Annotated in this window: 32 protein-coding genes and 1 tRNA gene; 2 read left to right on the top strand and 31 right to left on the bottom strand. The window is 59.1% G+C overall.

Translation table 11 applies throughout. The features are described from left to right. From F7Q90_RS12390 to F7Q90_RS12530, 30 genes are all read right to left on the bottom strand, one after another. Window positions 1-1059, bottom strand: a complete 1059-nt coding sequence (locus F7Q90_RS12390) for a major capsid protein (protein ID WP_006122406.1) — start codon at window positions 1057-1059, stop codon at window positions 1-3. A 102-nt stretch (window positions 1060-1161) separates the two neighbouring features. After that, entirely contained in the window at window positions 1162-1839 is a 678-nt protein-coding gene (locus F7Q90_RS12395; protein WP_006122405.1) for a head decoration protein, read from the bottom strand. Next, a complete protein-coding gene (locus tag F7Q90_RS12400) occupies window positions 1839-2465 on the bottom strand; it encodes a hypothetical protein (RefSeq protein ID WP_006122404.1) in 627 nt (208 codons plus the stop codon). Before F7Q90_RS12400 ends, F7Q90_RS12395 begins: the two co-directional genes overlap by 1 nt. Before the next feature lies 1 nt (window position 2466). Beyond that, on the bottom strand, window positions 2467-3321 hold the full coding sequence (locus tag F7Q90_RS12405; RefSeq protein ID WP_006122403.1) for a S49 family peptidase: 855 nt from the start codon (window positions 3319-3321) through the stop codon (window positions 2467-2469). After that, a complete protein-coding gene (locus F7Q90_RS12410) occupies window positions 3318-4958 on the bottom strand; it encodes a phage portal protein (RefSeq protein WP_006122402.1) in 1641 nt (546 codons plus the stop codon). The genes F7Q90_RS12405 and F7Q90_RS12410 overlap by 4 nt, the downstream gene beginning before the upstream one ends. Further along, window positions 4958-5215, bottom strand: a complete 258-nt coding sequence (gpW, locus tag F7Q90_RS12415) for a gpW family head-tail joining protein (protein ID WP_006122401.1) — start codon at window positions 5213-5215, stop codon at window positions 4958-4960. The genes F7Q90_RS12410 and gpW overlap by 1 nt, the downstream gene beginning before the upstream one ends. A gap of 8 nt (window positions 5216-5223) precedes the next feature. After that, complete coding sequence (locus F7Q90_RS12420) at window positions 5224-7203, bottom strand: phage terminase large subunit family protein (protein ID WP_006122399.1); 1980 nt, start codon at window positions 7201-7203, stop codon at window positions 5224-5226. Then, window positions 7175-7450: a hypothetical protein gene (locus tag F7Q90_RS27205; protein ID WP_006122398.1), complete on the bottom strand. Its 276-nt coding sequence runs from the start codon at window positions 7448-7450 to the stop codon at window positions 7175-7177. Before F7Q90_RS27205 ends, F7Q90_RS12420 begins: the two co-directional genes overlap by 29 nt. Before the next feature lie 65 nt (window positions 7451-7515). Further along, entirely contained in the window at window positions 7516-7776 is a 261-nt protein-coding gene (locus F7Q90_RS27210) for a hypothetical protein (RefSeq protein WP_237166178.1), read from the bottom strand. Between the two features lie 82 nt (window positions 7777-7858). After that, on the bottom strand, window positions 7859-8188 hold the full coding sequence (locus tag F7Q90_RS12430) for a hypothetical protein (protein ID WP_006122396.1): 330 nt from the start codon (window positions 8186-8188) through the stop codon (window positions 7859-7861). Window positions 8189-8218: 30 nt separating this feature from the next. After that, window positions 8219-8425 carry a hypothetical protein gene (locus F7Q90_RS12435; protein ID WP_006122395.1) on the bottom strand — a complete coding sequence of 69 codons (207 nt, stop codon included), beginning with the start codon at window positions 8423-8425 and terminating at the stop codon, window positions 8219-8221. A gap of 103 nt (window positions 8426-8528) precedes the next feature. Next, window positions 8529-8825: a hypothetical protein gene (locus F7Q90_RS12440; protein WP_006122394.1), complete on the bottom strand. Its 297-nt coding sequence runs from the start codon at window positions 8823-8825 to the stop codon at window positions 8529-8531. Between the two features lie 8 nt (window positions 8826-8833). Further along, window positions 8834-9475, bottom strand: a complete 642-nt coding sequence (locus F7Q90_RS12445) for a hypothetical protein (protein ID WP_006122393.1) — start codon at window positions 9473-9475, stop codon at window positions 8834-8836. A gap of 1 nt (window position 9476) precedes the next feature. After that, complete coding sequence (locus F7Q90_RS12450; protein ID WP_006122392.1) at window positions 9477-9728, bottom strand: hypothetical protein; 252 nt, start codon at window positions 9726-9728, stop codon at window positions 9477-9479. A gap of 8 nt (window positions 9729-9736) precedes the next feature. Next, the gene (locus tag F7Q90_RS12455) at window positions 9737-10006 is read right to left on the bottom strand and encodes a hypothetical protein (RefSeq protein WP_006122390.1); all 270 of its coding nucleotides are present in this window, start codon (window positions 10004-10006) and stop codon (window positions 9737-9739) included. Continuing rightward, window positions 10003-10908: a hypothetical protein gene (locus F7Q90_RS12460; protein WP_006122389.1), complete on the bottom strand. Its 906-nt coding sequence runs from the start codon at window positions 10906-10908 to the stop codon at window positions 10003-10005. The genes F7Q90_RS12455 and F7Q90_RS12460 overlap by 4 nt, the downstream gene beginning before the upstream one ends. A gap of 113 nt (window positions 10909-11021) precedes the next feature. Beyond that, a complete protein-coding gene (locus F7Q90_RS12465; RefSeq protein ID WP_006122388.1) occupies window positions 11022-11432 on the bottom strand; it encodes a hypothetical protein in 411 nt (136 codons plus the stop codon). A gap of 57 nt (window positions 11433-11489) precedes the next feature. Then, a complete protein-coding gene (locus tag F7Q90_RS12470; RefSeq protein ID WP_006122387.1) occupies window positions 11490-11927 on the bottom strand; it encodes a hypothetical protein in 438 nt (145 codons plus the stop codon). A gap of 108 nt (window positions 11928-12035) precedes the next feature. Continuing rightward, window positions 12036-12458, bottom strand: a complete 423-nt coding sequence (locus F7Q90_RS26685; protein ID WP_006122386.1) for a hypothetical protein — start codon at window positions 12456-12458, stop codon at window positions 12036-12038. Window positions 12459-12471: 13 nt separating this feature from the next. Beyond that, the gene (locus F7Q90_RS12480) at window positions 12472-13029 is read right to left on the bottom strand and encodes a hypothetical protein (protein WP_006122385.1); all 558 of its coding nucleotides are present in this window, start codon (window positions 13027-13029) and stop codon (window positions 12472-12474) included. A 36-nt stretch (window positions 13030-13065) separates the two neighbouring features. After that, complete coding sequence (locus F7Q90_RS12485; RefSeq protein ID WP_006122384.1) at window positions 13066-13611, bottom strand: hypothetical protein; 546 nt, start codon at window positions 13609-13611, stop codon at window positions 13066-13068. Beyond that, the gene (locus F7Q90_RS12490; RefSeq protein ID WP_206536943.1) at window positions 13608-14108 is read right to left on the bottom strand and encodes a lysozyme; all 501 of its coding nucleotides are present in this window, start codon (window positions 14106-14108) and stop codon (window positions 13608-13610) included. Before F7Q90_RS12490 ends, F7Q90_RS12485 begins: the two co-directional genes overlap by 4 nt. Before the next feature lie 3 nt (window positions 14109-14111). Further along, on the bottom strand, window positions 14112-14336 hold the full coding sequence (locus F7Q90_RS12495) for a phage holin (RefSeq protein WP_006122382.1): 225 nt from the start codon (window positions 14334-14336) through the stop codon (window positions 14112-14114). Window positions 14337-14445: 109 nt separating this feature from the next. Next, window positions 14446-14521: transfer RNA gene (locus tag F7Q90_RS12500), tRNA-Asn, on the bottom strand. 51 nt (window positions 14522-14572) lie between these two features. Continuing rightward, complete coding sequence (locus tag F7Q90_RS12505) at window positions 14573-15655, bottom strand: DNA-methyltransferase (protein WP_044243601.1); 1083 nt, start codon at window positions 15653-15655, stop codon at window positions 14573-14575. Between the two features lie 214 nt (window positions 15656-15869). Next, complete coding sequence (locus tag F7Q90_RS12510; RefSeq protein ID WP_006122379.1) at window positions 15870-16157, bottom strand: hypothetical protein; 288 nt, start codon at window positions 16155-16157, stop codon at window positions 15870-15872. A gap of 47 nt (window positions 16158-16204) precedes the next feature. Next, on the bottom strand, window positions 16205-16594 hold the full coding sequence (locus F7Q90_RS12515) for a DUF905 family protein (RefSeq protein ID WP_006122378.1): 390 nt from the start codon (window positions 16592-16594) through the stop codon (window positions 16205-16207). Between the two features lie 201 nt (window positions 16595-16795). Beyond that, on the bottom strand, window positions 16796-17374 hold the full coding sequence (locus F7Q90_RS12520; protein WP_044243599.1) for an LbetaH domain-containing protein: 579 nt from the start codon (window positions 17372-17374) through the stop codon (window positions 16796-16798). A gap of 86 nt (window positions 17375-17460) precedes the next feature. Beyond that, the gene (locus F7Q90_RS12525; protein ID WP_141119427.1) at window positions 17461-17766 is read right to left on the bottom strand and encodes a hypothetical protein; all 306 of its coding nucleotides are present in this window, start codon (window positions 17764-17766) and stop codon (window positions 17461-17463) included. Window positions 17767-17790: 24 nt separating this feature from the next. Further along, the gene (locus F7Q90_RS12530) at window positions 17791-18012 is read right to left on the bottom strand and encodes a hypothetical protein (protein WP_006122375.1); all 222 of its coding nucleotides are present in this window, start codon (window positions 18010-18012) and stop codon (window positions 17791-17793) included. 170 nt (window positions 18013-18182) lie between these two features. Here F7Q90_RS12530 and F7Q90_RS12535 point away from each other — a divergent pair, with 170 nt between their 5' ends. Both F7Q90_RS12535 and F7Q90_RS12540 read left to right on the top strand, forming a co-directional pair. Continuing rightward, window positions 18183-18491 carry a type II toxin-antitoxin system RelE/ParE family toxin gene (locus F7Q90_RS12535; RefSeq protein ID WP_044243597.1) on the top strand — a complete coding sequence of 103 codons (309 nt, stop codon included), beginning with the start codon at window positions 18183-18185 and terminating at the stop codon, window positions 18489-18491. Continuing rightward, window positions 18488-18772: a helix-turn-helix domain-containing protein gene (locus F7Q90_RS12540; protein WP_006122373.1), complete on the top strand. Its 285-nt coding sequence runs from the start codon at window positions 18488-18490 to the stop codon at window positions 18770-18772. The genes F7Q90_RS12535 and F7Q90_RS12540 overlap by 4 nt, the downstream gene beginning before the upstream one ends. Window positions 18773-18826: 54 nt before the next feature. Here F7Q90_RS12540 and F7Q90_RS12545 read toward each other — a convergent pair whose 3' ends face one another. Then, window positions 18827-19027 carry a hypothetical protein gene (locus F7Q90_RS12545; RefSeq protein WP_006122372.1) on the bottom strand — a complete coding sequence of 67 codons (201 nt, stop codon included), beginning with the start codon at window positions 19025-19027 and terminating at the stop codon, window positions 18827-18829. Window positions 19028-19181: the final 154 nt, after the last annotated feature.

Here is a 19181-nt window from a genome sequence, read left to right on the forward strand (position 1 = left end):
TTACACCACGGTCGCGCACAGTGAGGCGTTAACCCGGCTAGGGATAACGATCGGAGCCGACTGCATCAGCAAAATCTGCTGCGCCGGGTCTTGCTCAATCCACGTCTTCGGCGCGTAAGCCAGCGCACCGTAGGAGAACGCCGGGTCCAGAATCATGCCGAACGCGCGGGTGCCCATCAGCGCCGCGCCGGTCATAATCACGCAGCCGTCCGGCAGCATTGGTTCCTCTTCGTCGGTGTCCGGGTCCACGTACCAGTCGTTGTACAACCAGAGGTCGTACTGGCCCCAGCGGCCCTTGTAGATCGCACCGTTCTCAATCTGCGGACCGGGGTTAATCACGTTCCCCGACGGGTTCATGTTCGGGAAGATAATCGCGCCTTCCAGCGACGTATCAAGCTTGAATGCCTTCCAGCTCGAGGTCGTGAAGATAATGTCCGTCACCTTCGCGCCGGATTTTTTCAGAATCAGCGTCTGCCACTCGTCAATGTCGTCGGTTGGCTGCGTGTTTTTCGCACCGGATGCCACGCTGGTAGGCCATTTATCCGAGCCGGTGTGGGTGATGGTCAGCTCCGGGTCGCGACCAAAATCAATCACGGTGGTCGGGAAGCCGTCGCCCTTAATGGTCACGGTGCCGCTGGTCAGCGCCGAGCAGCCCATCCATTCCATGCGGCGGTTCAGAATGTCGATCTGATCAGCCATTTCGAACTGGATATTCAGCATCGCGCGCTCTGCGCCGGTGAAGCTGCCACCGATGCGCTCGCCAATCTGGCGGCGGATAGGTTTGCGCAGGTCAGGTGCGCGCTTGTCTTTGATATACGCCGGTTTAAAGGTGTTGGTCTGAATGCGGCGCGACTCAACCAGCTTGCCCTGCACCAGCGGCGAAACGAACGGGGCCATTCGACGTTTACCAACGTCAACGTCAATCGCGACTTCTTCCGACTGGCTCTCCACGATGTTCGGGAAGAAGCGGTCAAGCATCCAGTTCTGAGAGGTCATGAGGTTAGGCACAACGCCAGCAAGGGTGGCGGTGGTGAAAATATCGATGTTTACGTCGGACATAGAATCTCGCTAAGCCCGGCAACCGCCGGGCAAAATTTGGACGTGCGAATCCCTGCCCGGTTAAGGGCATAAATTCACATTCAGGAAATTACAGGGGGGCGGTTAGACCGGCGTGGCGCTCAGGCTGTCTTTCAGGAAAATGCCCTTACCGCGCAGCTCCGCTTTGAGGTCGTCAACGGTCCAGCTGTCGTCGTAGGTGATGCGGTTAACGTTCACCGCCACCTGGAAGTAACCGCCCGCGTTTACCGCACCTGCAGTTGAATCCACGTCATCGATCAGTACCGCGCTTGGGTACTGGCTGCCGTCGGTCGCGGTGCGCACGCTCAGCACGTAGGTGCCAGCAGCAGCTGATACGGTGATGGTGAACACGTCGCCCGCCACGAACGCGGTCGCGCCTGCGGTCACGGTCAGGTCCAGCTGGTTGCTGTCGAACGCGGTGCCAGCGGTCACGGTGCCAACGGCGGTGCCGGTCGGGTCTTTCAGGGTAAAGCTGGTCGCGCTGGTTGCGGTCAGCGTGTACGCGCCAACTTCCGCTGCAGTGCCGAGCGATACGGCTAGCGTGCCGTTGCCGGTGTTACCGCTGGCGGCGACGGCGGCAACCGATTTAAGCGACTGGCGACCGAGGATGGTGCCGCGCTTGTACTCGTGACCGGCGGCGATGGTGATGTCATCCGTAACCGGCAGCGGGGAATGGCTGGCAATCAGCTGATCGGGAATAAACGCGTCGGAGCGCGCGCCCGGCTGCCACTGGTTCTGGCCAAGTGAGTTAACGGTGCTCATTATTTGGTTCCCTGTGATTTGTTATAGAGTGAGGTCATCTGCGCGACCAGCGCATTAGGGCCGGTGGCTTCGGTTTTCTTCGCGTCCGGACCTAAGCTGTGCTTTTGCTCCGCACGCATACGGTCATCGAGCGACATACGCCCGCCCTGCGCCGGTGCGCCGAACGCGGCGGCCTGTTCCAGCTGCGCGATAGCAGCGGAAGCGCTCAGGCTGGTCGTGAATGCCAGCGAGGCAGCCATGTCCGGGCGAATGCCTGCGGCTTTGCTGCCAAAAATGCGCGCGCAGCGCTTGCGCTCAATCGCACGGCCACGCGCTTTGGCGTCGGCTTCGTCACCGTCGTCATCGGCCTTTTTGCCTTTCGCTTTGCGGCCAGACGGTTTGTCGTCGTCTTCTTCCGCGTCAGCGTCGTCGTCGTCGTCTTCGGCGCGCTCGTCGTCGTCATCATCATCGGCGGCACGGCTGCCGCGCGCCTTGCGGCCCTGTGGCTTGTCGTCGTCGTCGTCGTCCGCTTCTTCTTCGCGGTCGTCATCTTCGGCGCGGCCACGCGCTTTTTCGTCTTCGTCTTCGGCCTTCGCGCCTTTCGGCTTGATGCCCAGCAGGTGTGCAAAACGTTGCGGGAATGACATATCAGTCTCCAGTCAGTGCAATTAAGTCGCGGAACGCGGCGTCAGGTGAGGCGACTTCATCAGCAAGCCCCAGCTCTACGCCTTCGGCGGCGAGGAACGTCGCGGCCTGCGTGTTGCGGATGGTTTTAAAAGAGAGTCCGCGGTTGCGGGAAACGGTGTTAACGAACAGCTCGCCCATTGCATCCACGTCGTGCTGGATGGCTTCGCGGGCCTGATCGCTTAACTTTCGGTACGGGTTGGATTCGGCTTTGCGGTCGCCGTAATTGATGATCGTGACCGCCAATCCGTCGTCCTTAACCTTTTGCGTCCAGTCGCAATGCATCACGATCACGCCAACCGAGCCAACGCCACCGGTGCGCGGCACCACAATGCGGTCTGCAGCGCTGGCGATGGCGTAGGCAGCGGAATAGGCGCTCTCGGTCAGTACAGACCAGACCGGCTTCGTGCCGCGCGCGCGGTAAATTTCGTCCACAAGGTCGAAACAACCGGCAACCTCGCCGCCGGGCGAGTCAATATCCAGCATGATCCCCTTTACCGCGTCGTCCGTGAGCGCGGTAAGAAATGCCTGGCGGATGCCGTCATACCCGGTCATACCGCTGTAAGGGCGAAGGCTGCCGAGTTTCTGCACCAGCGTGCCGTGTACCGGCACAATGGCGATCCCGCCGACAACGTCGTAACCGCTGTCGCGGCCCTTGCGGCTGAATGATTCCCGCTCATCGTCGTCCCACATTCCAGCGCCGCTGATGCGGGTAATGCCAAAACGTTCAGACAGAGCAGCCATCGCCACTTCGGCTTTCGCCGGGTGAAGCGCGAGCGGCGTGTTAAACATGCGCTGCGCTAAAAGCGGCAGATTCATTTTTCCTCCGGGTCTTTAACGGTTTTGCTGGCGTCTTCTGCCACCGCCGCCCATTCGGGAAGCGGTAAGCCGAGGCGGCGCATCTGCGCGATTTCCACCGCGCGCTGCTCCAGCAGGAGTTCGTAGTCTTCGCCGACGTTTTCGTTGGTTTCCATTTCCAGCGTCGACATCCCGGCATCCAGACCGAGGATCGCGCCTTTTTTCTCTGCTACCGGGTCAACCCATCCGCGCCCCGGTCCGATCCATTTGGCGTGGCTGTAAGCCGTTCGCGCTTCCAGAAATTCTGGTGCGCCAGCGGGCAGCGGAACGCCGCCGAGGGAGTGAACTTCCTCAACGAAACAGGTGGCGATAGGCTGGCAAGTGCCGATGGCAAATTCGTGGCGGCGACGGGTGAGCGTCTTCCACGCTTCCAGCATTGCGGCGCGGGCTGATGAGTAGTTAACGCTCGACCAGTCCTGCGTGATTTGCTGCGTAGAGAGGCCGGTCTGCGCGGCGATGTTGCGCAGAAACGCGTCCTGGAACACCGAGAAGTTGCTGTACGGGCGCGCGGCGTTGATCGTGTTCACCGTTTCGCCGGGGAACAAAATCGACATACCCGCGCCGCCGTTCAGCGAGATGCGCCGGTCTTTGTGGAAGTCGATGCGGTCTTCCTGATACGCACCGAGGCTGTCACCGTCGCCGAGCGCTTCCTCAACCATTGCGGGGTCATACGGCGACTGAATAAACGCGCCGAACATGGCGTTCAGAATGGCGCTTTCCAGCTCCGTCTGGTCGTACTTGATCAGCATTTTCAGGCGCTGAACAACGGGCGCGAAGATACTGATACCGCGATGCTGGCCAGCGCGGTCGTGGTCAAAGTCGTGGATCACAACAGGGCGGCCCCATGACGTTTCGCGCGGGATGCGCTGCCACGTCATCGTTTTGTCACCGGCAAACCAGTCGCCAACGTGCGCCTGGCGGATGTGATACGCACACGGCGCGCCGTTTGCGTCGATTTCCACGCCACCGCGAATGTCCAGCATGTCGTAGACCTGATTGGGGTTGCTCAGCCGGTCCGGGTCGATAACCTGCATCATGGTTGCAAACGATGCCTTCCCGTAGCCGAGACGCTCCATGTCGTAATGCATCAGCACAAGGCTGTCGCCGTCGACCAGCTTGTGACGCATGGCAAGGCGTAACATCTGCGAAACGGTCTGCTTTCGCTCCCTGTCGCACCAGCGCCCTTCGTCGTCTGCCCACGTTCGCCACTGCGCGTCCATGTAGCGCGAATACTCCGCTGCCCACTCCGCATTAAAACCGTCGTTGCCGGTCAGCTGCGCGAGGTAGCGGTAATCAGGTTTAAAAATCGGACGGAATACCGCGCCAACGGCGTTGTCCAGAATGCGCGTTACCGTGCCGCTGGCCCAGCCGTCGTTGCGGGTCATATCGCGAATGCGCGATACCATCCGGTCCCGGTAGATGTTGATTTCGTTATCAGAGGACCAGAGCGGCGGCTGCCAGTCAGCCATCTGATCGCTGAACGTGTCAGCGGCGTCATACGGAACGCGCCCGGTTCCATTCAGCGCGCCATATTTGGGCCGTGACGGCGGCAACGGTTGCCCGTTAACGCCGAGGATTCGGACGTCGTTCGTTTTCATCAGTAGCGGAACCTCAAGCGGCGGCGGCGTCCGCCGATGCCTAATGCGCGCTGCAGCTGCATAATCAGCGACGTTACATCGGCCACGCTGGTTGGCTGATAAGTCACCGAGCGGTTGCCGTCGCCTTGTGAATAGCTGAACGAGACGCCCTTTTTGCCCATCTGTAGTTCGATGAGCGCACTTTGTGCCTGCGCTAACAGCGCCTGCAGTTGATCGCGGCTCATCCCGACCAGAAGGTCGGCGTTAGGTGATTGCATGGAAAGCCTTATGACGGGAGTCGTTTGTGGCGGCGCTTGCGCGGCTCTTTGGTTTCGGTTGGCAGAATCACGCCGGGCAGCTGGAAGCTAGGCTTCGGCTCAACAACCGGCGGCGCTGCAATCAGCTTGTCCGGGTTAGCTTCCACGCTGTCTGCCAGCGCGTTCAGTTTCAGCCCGGAATGCATCAGGCCGTGCAGCGCCGCGTAGTTGTAAACAGAACAGTCCAGCGCTTCGTTAGCGCGTCCCGGTCGCAGCTCCCACACGCGGTACGGGTAGCCGCCGGACCGTTTCACGACCGAACGTTCAGCCAGCAGCTGGCTGAAATAGTGCAGGTCGCGGTCCGTCGGGAAGTGCATGTAACCGGCCTGCCGTTCGCCCGGTGCTGGCGGGTCCAGATGCAGCCTGTTGCGGATCGCATCTTTCGCGGCGTTTACGCCGATAATGATCGGGCGGTAGGCTGACTTGCTTCGCTTGGACGGCTTCTGGTTAGGCCATACCGGCGAACGCTTGCCATTGCGGGCGGATTCGCCCTTAATCGCCCAAATGCGGCGACCAATGCGCTCTTTTGCAAATGTGTACACCGCTTGCGTGTGATGCCCGCCTGAGTCGATACAGGCCGCCATAATCGGGAAGCCTCGACCGTCAGCGCGACGCCACACTTGTTTCAGGTACGCATCAAGGCGATCCCACGGCTCTGGCGTGTCCATATCGCCCTCGATCACGTCGTAGGCGATGGACCAGCTTTCCTCGTTTCGGCCCCAGCCTTTCACCTCAACTTCCAGACGCCCGTCCTGCGTATCGATGCCAGCCGTTAGCAGCGCAACGCCGTCCGGCACTTCCGCGCCAAACACTTCGGTACGTTCGACCAGCTTTTTCTCGCTAAGCGCTTTCTCGCCGGAATCCTCATAAGGCAGGCCCAGCGTGGTGTTGATGAAGGTCTGGCGCATTACCGGGTCGTCTTTCACGCCCAACCACTCCTCGACCAGCTTTTTCCAGGCTGCGTTCGGGAAGAGGCTGTATGCGGTCCAGACGTGAAAGCCGGCATGTCCTTTAAATGGCTTTGTGGCGCGCCATTCGCCGCCTTCCAGCATCAGCGGCAGGCTGGTGTGCTGGATAACGCAGCCGTTATGCCTGCAGGCGTAGTAGGCCGTTTCGGGGAGGCTGTTGCCTTCCTCGTCGCGGTCCCACTTGATGCCGTAGGGCGACGTGCGGTCGCCCCATTCCAGCACCTGCATTTCGCCGCAATGCGGGCAAGGCACAAAGAAGTAACGCTGGTCGCTGTCGTTGAACGACTTTTCGATACGGCTGATGCCCTTAACGGTCGGCGTTGAACCGATGCCAATCTTGCGGTTCCAGAACGATTCAGAACGCTTTTTGCCGAGCGCAATCTGGTCGCCTTCGTTGCCTGCACCGCTGGCGGGATAACCGTCCACCTCATCAAAAAGAATGATGCGGCATGTGATACGACGGAAACCGCCGGGGCTGTTCGCGCCAACCAGCGTCAGGTTCGCGCCGTTTGAAAACGTGCGCTTTAAGATCGTCTGATTGGAGTCTTTCGCCTTAGCGCCGCCGGTCACTTCTGCAAGCACCGGCGTGTCGCGCAGCATCGGAGCGATTTCGGTTTTGCTGTAGTCTTCGGCGTCGGTTTCGCGGGGCTGGATTGCGAGGATTGGCGACGGGTCGTGGGCGATGTAGTAGCCGATAACGTGGTCGAGAATCTTCGTGTAACCCACGCGGGCCGATTTCATGACGCTGATGGTCTCCACCGTGGGATCGGTGAAGGCGTCCATGATGCCGTCCTGATAGCGAAACGAGCGAAAGCGGCCTGTCTGTGATGATGTCTCTTTTGAGAGCATCGCGTATTTGTTCGCCCACTCACTGAGGCGAAGCGGTTCGGGCGGTCTTAATGCCCGGCGAACGGCTAACAGCAGGCTTTTGAAATTCTGCCAGGCTGTCGGCTTATCCGCTGTCTGGTGGCTTGATTCCATCAGCACTCAGCTCCTCCATAGCTTCGTGGATGATTTCCTGCAGCGCCGCCGTAAATGCTGTGTCATCGCTGGTCAACGCCAGCAGGCGTAACCGGGGACCGTGTTCAGGTGCGATGGCAATCAGGCGGGTGCGGATGCGTCCATACTCATCGCCAATGGCGCGGAGCATGTCTTCAAAGGGGAGAAGGCGTCCTGCCTTCTGTTCGTAATCCAGTTGAACCAGCTTCGCGTGGAAGTTGGCTTTCACCGTTCGCGCTTCGTCGAACGTCAGGTTGGCGCCATACTCTTTTACGAGTCGCTCGGCGACGTCAGCTATGTGCTCGTCGTCATCGCCGTCACCGTCACCGGCTGGTCCGCTGTTACCTCTATCCGCAGCCGGAGTGTTACCTCGATTACGGACGATTTCTTTTTTTTTTCGGGCGGGGTAACAGTTTTGCGGTGCGTCTCGATGTTGGCGTTCGACGCCTCGACGTTCACCTCGTCACCCTCCATAACCAGCCAGCCGCGCGCCTTCCACGTTGTGACCGTCTTCCGGCTAACGCCGTGGAGTTTTGCAAAATCGGCCTGATTCATCGGTCGTGTTACCTGTTACCTGTTACCCAAAAAACGAAAAATTTTTAACTAGTGAAAACACGCGGCGCGCAATGCCCGCGAGTTAAATAGGACCGGGGAAGGACCCAAAAAAGTGTGGGAAGACGTGGCGCGCTGGAGTGACGCTGTGCTGATGAAAGCCTATTGGCGTCGGGGCGCAGCTCTGCAGCGGCGTGCTGCTGTCATCCGTCTTGCCTGTCACAACCAGATCAACTTCAACGCGGATCAGCTTGCTAAGGCGGTGCTTAATCTCGCCTGCCATGACGTGCGCAGTGATACCGTCCGAGGCTGCGCTGCCGGTTGTCGCGGGAAACACGCTCATCACTTGCTCAGTAATACGCTGAACGTCTTCCTCGGTTGGGATTTCGATTCGCGCTGCATAACTCAGATTCATTTGTTCTCCTGTGTGGGACCGTGGTCCCGATTAGCCGCGCGGCACGATGCCGTAATGCGCATTGATAACCTCTTCCAGCTCGCTTGCTGCACCGGCTGCCGTTTCCATCAGAAGCGGGAAACCGGCGTCGCGCATTGCATTAATGCCAACCACTTTGTTAATGCCGCCGAGCGGCTTGCCGTCGTCGCCATAAGCAACCAGCTGGAGTGTGACCGATGCGGCACGTTGTTCTTTCATGGGTGATCCGTGTGTTTAGAAGACCGCCGCGTGATGTACCACCGCTAATGGGGTAAACAGAGGCGACGGCCATGTTGGGGTTGGGACCGTGGTCCCAATATCGTTAGGTGGTCCGGCTAAGCGCTGACACGGCGCGGCGTAGCCGTTCGCGGTTGTTCGCTGTAGCCTGAACACGTTCAGTCAATCCAACGCGTTCGCAGCCGAAGGTATCAACGCGGAAAGCGTCATCCAGATAGATAGAGCGGACGGCGATTTCGTGGCTGTAGGTGAAGCCCGCACGCTTGATAGCTTCGGCGGCGTCGCGCAGTGCGCTGTTGTAAACAATCGCGCTGGAGGCTCGCCCTTCGCGCAGCTCTGCGACGCCGTATTCGCGCAGCGGAGGCAGAATTATGTGTTTCATCGTGCCCCCTATTTCGCGCTGGCCATTGCGGCGGCGATTGCCCGCCTCAGTTCGCCAGGCATCATGTTCGTGGCCATTGCTTCGGCGCGGTCCATGTAGCCCAGCACCGGCTGTACCGGTAGCGCGTTACCGAACCGGATAAGCAGCTTTGGCGCACCCTGTTTTACGGCGGCCTGATGCGTGCCGTTGCGCGAACGCTTGCGACGCTTTGCACCTTTGCGGCCCTTCGCTTTCTTGCGCTGCCAGACGCCGTTTACGCCGTCAATCTCACCAATGAACACGTCCGGCTTCGCCTTGAGTTGCGCCATCTTATTGCGCGTCAGGTTGCCGTACTTGTTCAGCTTGATGTTTTTCGGGTTAAGCAATGCCTGGCTGTTCAGCTTGTGCGAGCCGCCAAATTCAAACGGCTCTAAATAGCTGGCGGCAATGTCCCGCACGAATACGCGGGCCGTCAGATTGTCACGCCGCGCGCCCTGTGAGCCGACCGAGTTCACGGTAAACGGCGTGGGATTTTCCAGCTTGCGCTGCAGCGCCACTTTCTCAGCGGCCTGAATCTTTCTCGCTACAGCGGTCAGCGCCTGCGCGGTGGCAAAAGGGATCTGCTTTTGCAGGCTGCGAAGCTGTGCGGATAACGCATTAAGCCCGGCCATATCACTTGATGATCACGACTTTGGCGTAACCCGGCTCGCCGTCTTTGCCCGGCGTGATGTTTTTAATCCAGGCAATCGTAGGCGGCGTGATGGTCAGGTTGCGAGCGTGGTCCTGATATTCGGCGTCGTCGCCCGGCTGTTCGTCAGCGTCGCAGATTGCGATCACTCCGCGCTTAACCTGCAGCGCTGCCGTTTCCGTACCGTCGGTGATTTTCTGCCACGTCTTGTCCGGCTCTATGCCTGTAGTCGCCATTGCTTGCCTCAGCTCTGATCAAAGTGTGGATTCACCGGCGTCAGTTCGTAAGCCGTGGCGGCTGCCGGAACCGTGCCGGTGATCACGTCAATATGGAAACCGTCCAGCGCTTTGCCTGCGGTCAGTGTGCCGCTGGAATCCTGCGTGGCCGGTTCGTAAATCGTGCCGCGCACGACAATCTGCGTGCGCTCTTTTGGCGCTATCCAGCCGTTGCCGCTGCGCCAGTTCGGGCAGGCCGCTATTGCGGTCGCCTCGTCGGGGAAACGGAGGTATCTCATCGCTGGTAAGCAATCCGGGTGATGTAGCGCGCGCCCCAATGAGCGCTGGGATTCGGCAGCGCGTATTCATACTCGCCGCTGAACGTAAAGCTGTCGGTGGTGCCGTCGCTGTAGGTAACGGTCATGCCTTTGGCGGTCTGCGTCAGCACATAGGCGAACGCCTGCGCACGCGTAACCGCGCTACCGTCGGTGATGATCGGCGAGGTGGCATAGCTGCCGGACTCAACCTGAACCAGCCCGGACAGAATGTTGCTGCCGTCCAGGCGACGGAAGAATGACGCCACCGCGTTCCCGGCGGGAACTGCCGATGCCGTCAGACCGTAAACGTAGGAGGTGGAACCGGCGCGCGCGTTATAGGTGCGCACGTTCGCCGCTGCTGCCAGCGTGAACGCCATTTCGATGCGTTCCCATGCTTCGCCGGGTGCGTTGCCGGTGGCGTTAATCAGCCAGGCCGATGCCGTGGCGTTGTACTCCGCGTAAAGATAAAACGCGGCGTTGCCGACCTCGCCTATTGCACCGCCGTCGGGGCCGGTGCCGGTCGAAACCGTGGTGCCGGTGTCGCAGAAGAAGTTGCCGATGCCGCCCGCCTTCACCACATTTGCGCCACGGCTCTCCAGCTGAAAGTTGGTGGCCTGCGGCTCAGGTAGCGTGCGACCTGCTGCCGCGCCAGCGCTGTATTCCAGTGGCCATTCCCCTGCAGCAGCGGTTTTCAGCGTGCCATCGGCGGCCCAATACAGGCGCGAACTGTCACACGCAAACCGCACGCGGGAATCCAGCGTCTCGGCGGTCAGGTCAATGTCGCTAAGGTCTGTGCCTGCGCCAATCGTCACCCAGCCTGCGCTGGCCAGAAAGGTATTGGCGGCAACGTTGCCAACGGTGGCGGCGTCATCTGCCGTAATCATTCTGGCTCCGGTGGGACCGTGGTCCCGATTGTTGTATGTGAGCAAATTGGGACCGTGGTCCCAACCGGCAAGAAACACTAAAAAACGCCCTGCCGGGCGCTTTATGGTGTTGCTTACTGAACGGGACGAGGCGGCTTAATCATCTCAACCGTCTGACCGAAACGGTTCATGATGTAGGCTTCGTCGCCCTGATAGATAAACCGGTAATTGGTGCCGGTGACGCCTGGCAGATTAGGATCAACCGCGTCGCTGGTCAGAACCGCAATCGGGAAATCCAGGCGGTCTCCGCGCTCAACGCTTGTGATGTAGTTTTCCGGCTGCTTATTGCGAAGCAGTGCCAGTACGCCGCCCTGCGGCTTGTTGTCGCTCTTGAAAGTCTGGATCACGTCGGGACGTACCAGGCCGAGTTCGCTGGCGAACTCCATCGCTTCGGCATACTGCGGGCTTTTAGGACGCGCAATTGCGGCTTCCTGCGACTCTGAAATCAGTGAGGCGTGATTACGCCAGTATTTAACCGTCAACATTCTGCGTCTCCTTTTGAATTAAAAAGGCCCGCCGGAGCGGGCCTGTGCAGCTGGTGGTTAAGCCAGCTTTTTCGCGAAGCTCACCGCCACGTCCCAGACGTGTTCTACGTCGTGACCGGCGAGAACCAGTGCTTCCTTGAGTTTTGCCACCACTGCATCGACGCCAGCTTCCACCGCGACGGCCAGATCCACTTCGCCATTGCCCGCATCTTCTGCGGTAACGTCAGCGGCTGCGGCTGGATCTGAATCAACCGCCACGGATGCGGGAGCATCAGTAGCAACAGCAGCGGCAGCAGTGGATGCGGAAGCATCAACAGACACGCCAGAATTAACAGCGGTGGCGGCAGAATCAGTTGCAGCCGCGTCGGTAGTCGATACGGAAGCATCAGACACGACAGCAGCGTCGGCGACGCTGGTGGTTGCTGCGGACGATGCGGTAGAGGTGGTAGCAACGGTGGCTGCGTCAGCAGCGGCGGTAACGGTGGTCTCGGACACATTGGTCTCCTTTGGGGATAGTTTGGCTTCAAGCCAGTTGATCAAGTTCATGGTGCCTCCGGGAATGGCATTAGCGTGCCAGCCGGGATGGCTGGCACGGTGATGGCATTACCAGCTGGAATCGCCGCCGCCGCTGCTGCTGCTGTCAAAGCTGCTGCCGCTATCGTGGCTGTGGCTGTAGCTGTGGCTGTGCGCGCCATCGCTAATGCTGTGGCTGTGGCTGCCGTGGCTGATGTTGCCGAGGCTGTGGCTGTGGCTGCCGTGGCTATGGCTGTGGCTGCCGTCGCGGGTTTCGCCGAAGGTGTAGTTATGGCTGCGGTCCAACGAACCGGCACGACGGGTAGCCTCCGCCTCCTGTGCGATCAACACGTTGGCAAAGTTCTGTGCCACGCCGTCGCTGTACGGCTCGCCCGGCAGCAGGCTTTCCAGCGGCTGCGGGCTGATGCCCGCTTTGCGACGCAGCTGCGCGCGGCGCTCTGATGATTCACGCTGGCGACGACGGTCGCGAAGCCCTCTGAGGAATCCAATCATGTTTAATCCCTGATTAACGTCTGCCGCTGCGGAAGCTGCTGCGACTGGAATAGAAAGAGGAACGCGCGCCGCTACTGAATGACGTGCGGCGGTAGCTGCTGGACGAACTGCTGGCGTTGCTGCCTGAGAACCAGCTGCGCTTTGCCGGTGCCGGGGTGGCTGCCGCTGGCGCGTGGTAGTTGTTCACAATGCGCGTGGTGGTGTGGTTGCTCGCGTAACCTCCTCCGCCACCGCCACCGCCGCTGTTGGAAAGCATGTGGCCCAGCATCATGCCGGTTACAAGGTCGCCGGTGCCGTCACGTTCATGGATAACGGTTGGTGGCTGCTGCACCACTACCGGCGCTGCAGAACCTACAACAACCGGCGGGCTGGCTGCCTGTGCCGCTGGTGCCGCTGCCTGCGTTCCTGCCGGTGCTGCGCAGCTCTGCTGCAGGTCTGCGTTTTGCTGCTGCAGGACGGCAATCTGCTGCGCCTCCGCATCAATAACCGCGCTTTTGTCGGGGTGCTGATCGCAGCCGCTTAAGGCGGACAGGCTGAAAATCAGCCCCGCCATAACGAGAAGTTTTTTCAATTGGGAGTCCTGTGCTGCCCGGTCGGGGCGGGAGGGTTATTTGCTGGTGGCGGTTCGCTGCGCGTCTTCTGCGCGGATGCCAGCCAGCTGGTCGTTCGCCTTGTCCAGTGCAGACAAAAGCGGGTTAATCCACAAAACCGCCTGGCAGTAGGTCAGGGTGCGGGCGGTAGCGGGACCAGTACCGGCGCTGTCAGCGACGGCGATAGCGCCGGACATTGCGCCGGAACGTAAACGGTCCGTGTAGTCGTACAGCCCGCCAGACACAGAATCAGGAACGAGCTGGCTGCAGACAGGCACAGCCTCTTTCTTGAGGATCGTGCGGTATTCAATGGTTTTCTCCTCGCTTTCGCTGGCGGTCTTCGTCGCGTGTTTCTGCGAACTGGCTGCCAGCCGGTTAAACGTCTGGAAGGTCAGCGCCTGCCCGGCGATGGTGCTCGCCTGCAGCGTGTTATCGCTGGTCAGCTGGCTGATTTTTCCGGCGTCAGCCACGGCTTTCGCGTGGTAGTGAAACGCCAGAAACCCCAGCGCGACAAACGCCAGCAAAAGTACGCCTGCAAGGGTGCTCACGATTGCGGCTTTCATTTGGCCCCCATCATGCAAACCGTATGATCGATGTAACGGCGGTAAACCAGACCGCGCTTGCGCTGCCCGTTCACGTACACCCACTGGCGCATGTCGTTACACGCCTGCCGTGTGTCGCCGCTGTTCAGATGCCTAAGCAGGGACGAACGCTGGAATGCGCCTGTGCCAACGTTGTAGGCGAAGGAGTAAAGGGAGGCGCGGGTGTAGTCATCCAGCGGCACCTTCACCGCGCTATCGACCGCGCGTTTTACCGGGGCCAGGTGCTTTTCCAGCAACACATCACACTGCGCGTCGGTGTAGTGGTGACCCTGCTTAACGTCCGGGCCGGTGATGCCGTCGCAGACGGTCCACACGCCACCAATATCCTGATAGGGATCGTACCGGCGGCCTTCCACGCCGTCGTGACCACCGAGCAGGGCAATCGCGATAGCCAGTGCGCCTGCGCCGCCTGCAGCCAGCACTTTGCGCATCAGTCCAGACGGGAATACAAGGCGCATGGGTTAGCCCTCATCGCTTGGGATCTTGTAGCCACGCTTGATAGCCCACACCTTGATTACGGCGTTAGATACGCACGTCAGGCCCGCAAACATCAGGCTGCCGATTACGCCAATAGCGGCCCACTGGTCAGGCGTCATTGAGGTGGTCAGCTTGTAGAACCAAAAGCCGAACGAACCCGTAGACGCGCCATAGGCGGTCACGTTCGCGGCCTGAGTGATTTTGTCCATGTGAGAAAGTCTCCTCCACGCGGCGCGATGTCCGGTGGTTAGGGGGGGTGGGACCGTGGTCCCAATCGATGATCGGGAATCGGTGGGACCGTGGTCCCGTTTGGCAAATTGGCGGGTGGTGCGGGACTCGAACCCGCTACCGCACGGTTAACAGCCGTTCGCACATCCACATGTGCTTACCACCCATAAGACCGGGACCGTGGTCCCAGCCTCTTATGCGGTTTGGGGCATGCCCCTTAACAGGTCAGCGCCGCGTGGAGCTCAGCCACTTTTGCTGCCGTATTTTCAAACGTGTCGGACTCCAGTTCGACGCCAATCGCGCGGCGGCCCAGCTTGAGCGCTGCCTTGATGGTCGAACCGGAACCCATAAAGAAATCCGCTACCAGATCGCCGGGACGGCTGCTGGCGTTGATGATGTCTTCCATCATCGCGGCGGGCTTTTCGCAGGGGTGTTTACCGGCGTAATACTGCACCGGCGGGTAACTCCACACGTCCGTAAACGGCACCATTTTGGTGACGGCAAACGGGCGGCGTAGTTCTTCGTAGCGGGCGCGCAGGTCGTCGTATTCCAGACGTAACCCGTCGTAGTTGCGCTTGAGCGCGTCGTATTCGGTCTGCAGGCCGTCGTGAGTCTTCTCCAGCCGGGCGGCTTCGCCTTTCTCCTGCGCCTTGCGGGCGAACAGTTCCTGCAGCTTTTCGTACTGGTCGCGCTTTGGCAGCTGCCATTGCGATTCGCTGAACCAGTGGCTGCACATATGCGTGCCGGTTGCCTGGTTGATTTCCTTCGCGGAAACGCCCAGCGCAGCACGCGCCGTGGCAAAGTAATCAATCAGAGGCTTAAAGGTTTGTTTGCGCAGTTCTTCGCATTTGGCGGCGTAGCCCGATGCGCCGGAGGCAGTGCTTTCCGCGCCGTAATGCTCAGCGAAGATAACGCGCTCGGTGGTCGGGAAATACTGGCGGAGGCTCTCTTTGTTAGAGCGGCCCCACGTCCCGGACGGCTTCGCCCAGATGATGTGGTTCAGCACGTTCAGGCGGTCGCGCACCATAATCTCGGTGTCAGCGGCAAGCTTGTGGCCACAGAACATGTAAAGCGATCCGGTCGGCTTAAGCACGCGCCAGAACTCAGAAACCATTTCGGAAAGCCACGCGAGATACGCGTCGTCGTTCTTCCACTGCCGGTCCCACGCGTTGTCTTTAACGCGGAAATAAGGGGGATCGGTTGCAATCAGGTCGATGCTGTTATCTGGCAGTGTTTTGATAAAGCGAAGCGAATCAGCGCAGACAAGCTGCGCCGCGCCAGTCTGGACGGTGTTGGTCATAAAATAGGGGGAATATTATGGCTCGGTCGCCGTTGCGGCGCGCCGGAGCAGGTTATTGGACTGCGCCCGGCGGGGCATATTGCAGGCGAAAAAAAACCGCCCGGAGGCGGCTTTTTCGTGGGCAGATTGTAGATTGCCCAGCTTGGAAAAATATTAACTTATTTATTCACTTTAAGTCAATAGTCTAATTTCATTGTTGCGAATAGAGCAAAAATTATCCTTTCTCGATGCCGCCCCGGCCACGCCGATTTGACGGCGCGTTCCATTCCCTGATCTGCGTAACGTGCCGCTTTTCAGCGTCTAACACGACCTGCCATTCTGCTGCAGCGGCGCGTATCGCCCGGCGGGCCTTCACAAGCGCGAGGGCGGTAATGTGACGGTCTTCTGAATGATGGTGCCGGTACAGCTCCCTGAATACTTTCAGACCTACGCGCTGGCTGAGAACGTGACTTACATAGCCGACCGCCATCGGGCTGACCAGGCGGCGTTTGGTGTGCTTCATGTGATGCTCCGTAGGGTTGCCCGGCGCACTGCCGGGCGGGGTGACAATCAGGCGTGGCGTTTGTAAGGCATAATTCGGTCGTTCGGCGGGAAACCTTCAATGCGGCGTATCATTTCGCCCAGGACGGTGCTGGCATAGCTCAGGCGCTCCTGCTCCGCGCTGTCGCGGCTGGCGGCAAACGCCTCGTTGTTTATGGCGATCTGCTTTTTGATTTTCTCCACCACGTCGGCCCGCGTGTCGCCGGACACCGCGAACTCTTTCAGGTAGCGCTCCAGCGAGTCGGCGAAGCCTTCCTCAAATTCCCATGCGCGCCAGACAAGGTGCCCGTTGTGGCGAACTTCAATCTGCGAGCCGCTGCGGCTGCTGGCAGATTCCTGCGCGGTGTAACCCTGTTTCAGCAGGTAGGCGTTAATCAGTGCGCGTGTTACGTCGTTCATGGTGTTTCTCCTGTCGTTTTTCTTCTGTCGGATTTCGGCGGGTGGCGTCCCGCCTTGAACACCAATCTAACTCTGGTGCAGGACCGCAGCCAGTATTATTTTCACTTTTTAGTGAAATTTGTTTTTTTGGTTTATTTTCATATTTCAGGCAAAAAAAAGCCCCGGCGAAGCGGGGCGCGATGGCGGGGTGTGGCGCGGAACTTAGCCGACGCTTGAAAGCGTGCGGCACTTATGATCGCCACCGACCATCGTGTATTCGCGCTTGCTGTAGCAGGTAACGCCAGACGGCAGATCGACGTTAACGAGCGTACCCGCGCCGATGGTCACATCGTCACCGATGTTCATGTCCAGCCCAATCAGGCAGCAGTGTGCGCCAATAGTGACGTTATCCCCGATGCGAATAACACCGGTCTTATCCAGCTTCGCGCCGATGGTGCAGTTCTGGTGAATCTGGAAGTTTTCGCCGATGCGGCACAGGCGGCTGATGACGACCCCGTTTTCGTGAATGATGCGCAGCCCCGGCCCGATTTCCGCGCCTAACTGGATTTCAACGTTGTGCCGCTGGCTGATGCGGCGATTTAGCCAGTCTGCAAACTTCCCGCGACGCCTTCCCCCGAGGGCATGCAGATACGACGCCACGCGCCATTTAAAGACGTAGCGCACCTGATAGTTGCGAAGGTAGCGGCGAAGGGCGCGGTCCCACGTAAATTTATGGTCAAGGCCAACCACTTCGCGGTGGAGGCACGCTTTCAAATGCTCATATGGCGATTGTTCGGTCATCGTTGTTATCACTACCTAAAAGGTGCGCCGCAATGCGAACGCGAAAAAGGGGCAAAAGCCCCGAACGGATGGGGTCGTGGCCCCGGTTAATCCATGTAATAGCAAGACAGCGTGCGCAGCTTTCGCTTGACGTCCTCAAGCTGCTGGCGAATTTCTGTGATCTGGTCACCCAGCATGGCGCCCTCGGCGCTGTTGTCGCCCGTGAGCTGGCAGAAAAACTGCTGCAGGTTTTCACCGGCGTCCATGATCTGATTCTGCGCGCTGGTGAGTTCTGCCCACGCTTGCTGGTTGGTAATGGTTTTCATGCGTTCTCCTGTCGTTGCTTTCATTGTCGGCGGGTGGCGTCCCGCCTTGAAAAAAAGATAACTCTGCTGGCCTTTGCAGGCCAGCATTGTTATTCACTTTTTAGTGAATGTTTACTTTTTAGCTCCTCTGCTTCTGGCAAGCGTTTTTTCCAGAAGGGCGGTCAGGCCTGCCTTGCGCACCTCATCCCGGCAGCGTTCGCGAAGGGATGCCTGCGTAGCGGTAAAATCAAAGCGGGTGCCGAAAAAGTTAACCATCACCTGTTTGGGCAGAAACTCCACTTTCACGTTGCCGCCGCCGAAGCGAAACTCTAAAGGCTCAACTGTCTTATGCATCTGTATCTCCTGTCGTTTTTGGTATTCGCTACGGGTGGCGTCCCGCAGCGAGACGCAATATAGCTCTGCTGCATTTTCACGTAAAGTAGTATATTCACTAATAAGTGAATTTTACCCATTGAGTTAAATTTAATGCGGAGGTATTCTTTCCCCACTGAAACGGAGGAGCCATGTACAAGGTGTTAGCGCATGAGCTGGCGCGGCAGGAGCTGAAATCGCTGCCGGACCAGCTTCGAGGTCGTATGTTCCGACTGATTGAACGGATGGAAACAGAAGGGCAGCTGAAAATGCCCCACAGCAAGGTGATCGGCGGTGGCCTGTTTGAGCTACGCGTTGGCGGCACAGACATAGCGCGAACCCTGTACTGTTACTCAGACGGCCACACAATTTACCTGCTGCATGCCTTCGTAAAGAAGACCGAGAAAACGCCCGCCAGCGCAATAAAACTGGCGCGGCAACGCCTGGAGGATTTTGAATGAAACCAGTATCTGTAAGTGAACTGAAACAAGACATGCTGAGCAGCCCGGAATCCGTGGAGGCGTATGAAGACGCCGACCGCGAACTTGCGGTGCTGGAGGCGCTGCATTCCATGCGCGAGCACGCAAAAATCACGAAGGCGGAGCTGGCGCGACGCCTGAACATCCAGCCATCGGCGATCACGAATCTGGAAAAGAACCCGCTGGGCGCAAGCCTCAAAACGCTGAACCGGTACGCGAAAGCGTGCGGTGCGACCTTCGATTTCAGCATCGTATACAAGTAAGCCATCCAATTGGGACCACGGTCCCAACTCAAGACGCCGGGCATACCGGCGTTTTTATGCCTGCATTTCACCGTCTGTATAACCTTCCAGACCGCAAAGCACACCTTCCAGCGCTATGCGCGCGTGCTTTGGCACGCCCGATACGCCTTCGGCATTCATCATAATTTCATGAATACAGCGGAGACTCGCAACCGCCTGGATTAAGTCGGCCTGCAGGCTTGCGGTGTCCGCGAGTGAATTAGTGTTGTTTGTCATTGTTACAATCCGTTATTAACTTTGGGCCTGACTGCCCCGCCGGAAAGGCGGTAGCGCCTTATATCATTCGCAGGGGAATGAAAAGGCGATAATTGATTTTAAGAGTTGTCTGAGCGGCGATACATTATCCCAACTGACGAATCCCGTCTACAGA

Origin of the sequence: Pantoea stewartii subsp. stewartii (genome assembly GCF_008801695.1) — a bacterium.
In the GTDB taxonomy this organism is placed as follows: Bacteria; Pseudomonadota; Gammaproteobacteria; order Enterobacterales; family Enterobacteriaceae; genus Pantoea; species Pantoea stewartii.